This window comes from Rhodococcus sp. IEGM 1379, assembly GCF_030056815.1.
Lineage (GTDB): Bacteria > Actinomycetota > Actinomycetes > Mycobacteriales > Mycobacteriaceae > Rhodococcus_F.
The window spans coordinates 1-4591 of the sequence record NZ_JASHKR010000035.1 but is presented as its reverse complement, the minus strand read 5'-3'; the positions used below and the strand labels follow the sequence as shown (position 1 = coordinate 4591).

5 protein-coding genes are annotated in these 4591 nt (G+C 62.7%); 4 read left to right on the top strand and 1 reads right to left on the bottom strand.

Going from position 1 to position 4591, the window contains the following annotated elements; translation table 11 throughout:
• The coding region (locus QM600_RS18175) for a M13 family metallopeptidase (RefSeq protein ID WP_283262891.1) at window positions 1-1339 on the top strand (1339 nt) is incomplete at its 5' end.
• Window positions 1340-1398: 59 nt separating this feature from the next.
• Here the strand turns inward: QM600_RS18175 and QM600_RS18170 are convergent.
• The gene (locus tag QM600_RS18170; protein ID WP_243617808.1) at window positions 1399-2313 is read right to left on the bottom strand and encodes an SDR family oxidoreductase; all 915 of its coding nucleotides are present in this window, start codon (window positions 2311-2313) and stop codon (window positions 1399-1401) included.
• 102 nt (window positions 2314-2415) lie between these two features.
• Between QM600_RS18170 and echA20 the strand changes: the two genes are divergently transcribed.
• From echA20 to ipdB, 3 genes are all read left to right on the top strand, one after another.
• Window positions 2416-3192 carry a (7aS)-7a-methyl-1,5-dioxo-2,3,5,6,7,7a-hexahydro-1H-indene-carboxyl-CoA hydrolase gene (echA20, locus tag QM600_RS18165; RefSeq protein WP_283262890.1) on the top strand — a complete coding sequence of 259 codons (777 nt, stop codon included), beginning with the start codon at window positions 2416-2418 and terminating at the stop codon, window positions 3190-3192.
• A gap of 6 nt (window positions 3193-3198) precedes the next feature.
• A complete protein-coding gene (gene ipdA, locus QM600_RS18160) occupies window positions 3199-4092 on the top strand; it encodes a cholesterol ring-cleaving hydrolase subunit IpdA (RefSeq protein ID WP_094270028.1) in 894 nt (297 codons plus the stop codon).
• Window positions 4089-4591: cholesterol ring-cleaving hydrolase subunit IpdB (gene ipdB / locus QM600_RS18155; RefSeq protein WP_283262889.1), on the top strand; the 503-nt coding region annotated here is incomplete at its 3' end. The genes ipdA and ipdB, both read left to right, overlap by 4 nt.

The window sequence follows — 4591 nt, the reverse complement described above, 5'->3', positions numbered from 1 at the left end:
CTGGGATGTAGTGAAGCGTCGTGACGCCGAGCTGAGTTACAACTTGATGGGCTTCGAGGAACTGACCGAGCAGAATCCCGGATTAGATTGGGCTGCTTGGCTGTCCGGCCTGGGTACTACTTCCGAGAAGTTCACGGAGATCGTTGTTCGCCAGCCCGATTTCCTGCATAACTTCACCGCACTGTGGGCGTCGGAAGAACTCGACGACTGGAAGGCCTGGGCCGCCTGGAAAGTCATCCATTCACGCGCCCCGTACTTGCATTCGTCATTGGTGGACGAGAACTTCGCGTTCTACGGCACAACGCTCTCCGGTACCGAAGAGAACCGTGAGCGCTGGAAGCGCGGAGTCGGCATGGTCCAGGACCTGCTCGGCGAGGCCGTCGGCAAGATCTACGTGGAGCGCCACTTCCCGGCCGAGGCCAAGGTTCGCATGCTGGAGTTGGTCGGCAACCTCCAGGAAGCCTACCGCCGCAACATCTCCGACCTCGAGTGGATGAGCCCCGATACCCGCAAGGCGGCATTGGCCAAGCTCGACAAGTTCACTCCCAAGATCGGCTACCCCGACAAGTGGCGTGACTACTCCGGCCTGGAGATTTCAGCGACCGACGTCGTCGGAAACTACCGCGCCGGATACGCCGCGGAATACGATCGCGACCTCGCCAAGTTGGGTGGTCCCGTCGACCGCGACGAGTGGTTCATGACCCCGCAGACAGTCAATGCGTACTACAACCCGGGAATGAACGAAATCGTTTTCCCCGCAGCGATTTTGCAGCCCCCGTTCTTCGACGCTGCCGCTGACGACGCCGCTAACTACGGCGGAATCGGCGCAGTCATCGGACACGAGATCGGGCATGGTTTCGATGATCAGGGCGCCAAGTACGATGGCGACGGCAACATGGTCGACTGGTGGACCGACGACGATCGCACCGAGTTCAGCAAGCGCACAAAAGCTTTGATCGAGCAGTACAACGAATTCGAACCGAAGGAACTGCCCGGGCATCATGTCAACGGTGAGTTCACTATCGGCGAGAACATCGGCGATCTGGGCGGGCTCTCCATTGCGATCGCGGCGTACAAGATTGCGACCGAAGGCACCGAACCGCCCGTCATCGACGGCCTCACCGGTTTGCAGCGCGTGTTCTTCGGGTGGGCTCAGGTGTGGCGGACAAAGGCTCGTGAAGCCGAGGCTTTGCGTCGGCTCGCCGTCGATCCGCATTCACCGCCGGAATTCCGCTGCAACGGCGTAGTCCGCAACCTCGACATCTTCCACGAGGAGTTCGACGTCAAGCCGGGCGATGCACTGTATTTGGAGCCGGAAAAGCGCGTAAAGATCTGGTGACCCAATTCTGAAGGATTTCGTTCGCTGAGCGAGCGAAATCCTTCAGAATCAGTGGGTATTTACGCTCCGTACACCGGCGTCGGGGTCTCTGCCTTCTCCAGCAGCGAAGCGATGACGGGTCCGATTTCCTTGGGATCCCAGCGATCGCCCTTGTCTTCGCTCGGTCCGTGACGCCATCCTTCGGCGACGGTGATCTTTCCGCCCTCGATCTCGAAGACGCGACCTGTGACGTCCTTGGACTCGGCGCTACCGAGCCAGACGACGAGCGGTGAGACGTTCTCGGGAGCCATGGCGTCGAAGCCCTCTTCCGGAGCTGCCATCATCTCGGCCATTGCGCCGCCGGCACCGACCGTCATGCGGGTACGTGCCGAGGGCGCGATCGCGTTGACGCTGACGCCGTAGTTCTTGAACTCGGCTGCTGCCTGGATGGTCATCTCGGCGATGCCTGCCTTGGCTGCGGCGTAGTTGCCCTGGCCGATGGAGCCCTGCAGGCCCGCGCCCGAGCTGGTGTTGATGATGCGTGCGTCGATGACGTTGCCGGCCTTGGCCTGGGCGCGCCAGTAGGCAGCGGCGTGGCGCAGGGGCGCGAAGTGGCCCTTGAGGTGGACGCGCGTGACGGCATCCCATTCGGCTTCGCTCATGCCGACGAGCATGCGGTCGCGCAGGAACCCTGCGTTGTTGACCAGCACGTCGAGGCGACCGAAGTTGTCGATGGCGGTCTTGATGAGGTTCTCGGCACCGGCCCAGTCGGCGACGTCGTCGCCGTTGACTACAGCCTCGCCACCGGCGGCGATGATCTCGGCAACAACCTGCTCGGCCGGGCTTTCACCGGTCGCGGAGCCGTCGGCACCCGCACCGATGTCGTTGACCACTACCTTGGCGCCCTCGGCAGCAAATGCCAGTGCGTGTGCGCGTCCGATACCGCGGCCTGCCCCGGTGATGATGACTACGCGTCCGTCGACCAATCCACTCATTTTTATCTCCTATTGCACTCTGCTCGGGCTTGTCGGCTCCGCTTGTGTGCTAACTTACCAAGCAATCGCTTGGTTTGGTACACAGACGTAAGGAAACCCGATATGGGCATCAGCACCTCCTCCGACGGAACCGGCATCACCACGGTCACCATCGACTACGCGCCGGTCAACGCAATCCCGTCACAGGGATGGTTCGACCTGGCCGACGCGATCCTCGACGCGGGTAAGGACCTGGACACCCACGTAGTGATCCTGCGGGCCGAAGGCCGCGGATTCAACGCCGGCGTCGACATCAAGGAGATGCAGGCCACCGACGGCTACGACGCCCTGGTCGCCGCCAACCGTGGCTGCGCCGCAGCCTTCGCGGCCGTGTACGACTGCGCTGTTCCCGTCGTCGTGGCCGTCAACGGCTTCTGCGTCGGCGGCGGCATCGGCCTGGTCGGCAACGCTGACGTCATCGTCGCTTCCGACGACGCGATCTTCTCTCTCCCCGAGGTCGACCGCGGCGCACTCGGCGCAGCCACCCACCTCGCTCGCCTGGTACCGCAGCACATGATGCGCGCGCTGTACTACACGGCTCAGAGCGTCGACGCCCACACACTCAAGCAGTTCGGCTCGGTCTACGACGTGGTCCCGCGCGAGAAGCTCGACGACTGCGCCCGCGAGATCGCCGCCAAGATCGCTGCCAAGGACACGCGCATCATCCGTTGCGCCAAGGAAGCTATCAACGGCATCGACCCCGTCGACGTCAAGAGCAGCTACCGCCTCGAGCAGGGCTACACCTTCGAGCTCAACCTGCTCGGTGTATCCGACGAGCATCGCGACGAGTTCGTCGCAACCGGCAAGCCGCGTGAGAACGCAACCCAGAAGGAAGGCTGAGACATCATGGCTAGCAAGCGTGACAAGACAATGTCGCTCGACGAGGTTGTCGGCGAGCTCCGTAGTGGAATGACAATCGGATTGGGCGGCTGGGGATCTCGCCGTAAGCCGATGGCTTTCGTACGAGCAATCCTGCGCTCGGACATCAAGGACCTGACCGTCGTCACGTACGGCGGACCGGACCTCGGCCTGCTGTGCTCGGCCGGCAAGGTCAAGAAGGCGTACTACGGCTTCGTGTCCTTGGACTCCGCACCGTTCTACGATCCGTGGTTCGCGAAGGCTCGCACCAATGGCGAGATCGAATCCCGCGAAATGGACGAGGGCATGGTCAAGTGCGGCCTCGAAGCCGCCGCTGCCCGTCTCCCCTTCCTGCCGATCCGCGCAGGCCTGGGATCCGACGTCCGCAACTTCTGGGGCGACGAGCTCAAGACCGTCACCTCCCCGTACCCCGAGGCCGACGGCCGCTCCGAGACGCTGATCGCGATGCCCGCGCTCAACCTCGACGCGTCGTTCGTTCACCTCAACCTCGGCGACAAGCACGGCAATGCCGCCTACAACGGCGTCGATCCGTACTTCGACGACCTGTACTGCATGGCAGCAGAGAAGCGTTACGTCTCCGTCGAGAAGATCGTCGAGACCGAGGAACTGGTCAAAACCGTTCCGCTGCAGAATCTTCTGCTCAACCGCATGATGGTCGACGGCGTCGTCGAGGCCCCGAACGGTGCTCACTTCACACTGGCCGGCGAAAGCTACGGCCGCGACGAGAAGTTCCAGCGCCACTACGCCGAGGCAGCCAAGACCCCCGAGTCGTGGCAGGCATTTGTCGATACCTTCCTCTCCGGCAGCGAAGAGGACTACCAGGCAGCAGTGAAGAAGTTCGCAGAGGAGCAGGCGTCATGAGTGAATCAACCGTCACCCGCGCAGAGTACGTCGTCATCGCATGCGCCGAAATCTTTTCCGGTGCAGGCGAAATCATGGCCAGCCCGATGTCGACGTCGTCGACCATCGGTGCTCGCCTGGCTCGGTTGACCACCGAACCTGACCTCCTGATCACCGATGGTGAAGCCCTCATTTTCGAGGACACCCCGGGCGTCGGAGCGAAGGGCCCCATCGAAGGATGGATGCCTTTCCGCAAGGTGTTCGACGTGGTCGCTTCCGGTCGTCGCCACGTAGTCATGGGCGCCAACCAGCTCGATCGCCACGGCAACCAGAACCTCTCCGCTTTCGGCCCGCTTCAGCAGCCGTCGCGTCAGATGTTCGGTGTGCGCGGCGCTCCGGGTAACACCATCAACCACGCCACCAGCTACTTCGTTCCCAAGCACTCCAAGCGAGTGTTCGTGGACAAGGTCGACGTGGTGTGCGGTGTCGGCTACGACCAGATCGATCCCGAGAACCCGGC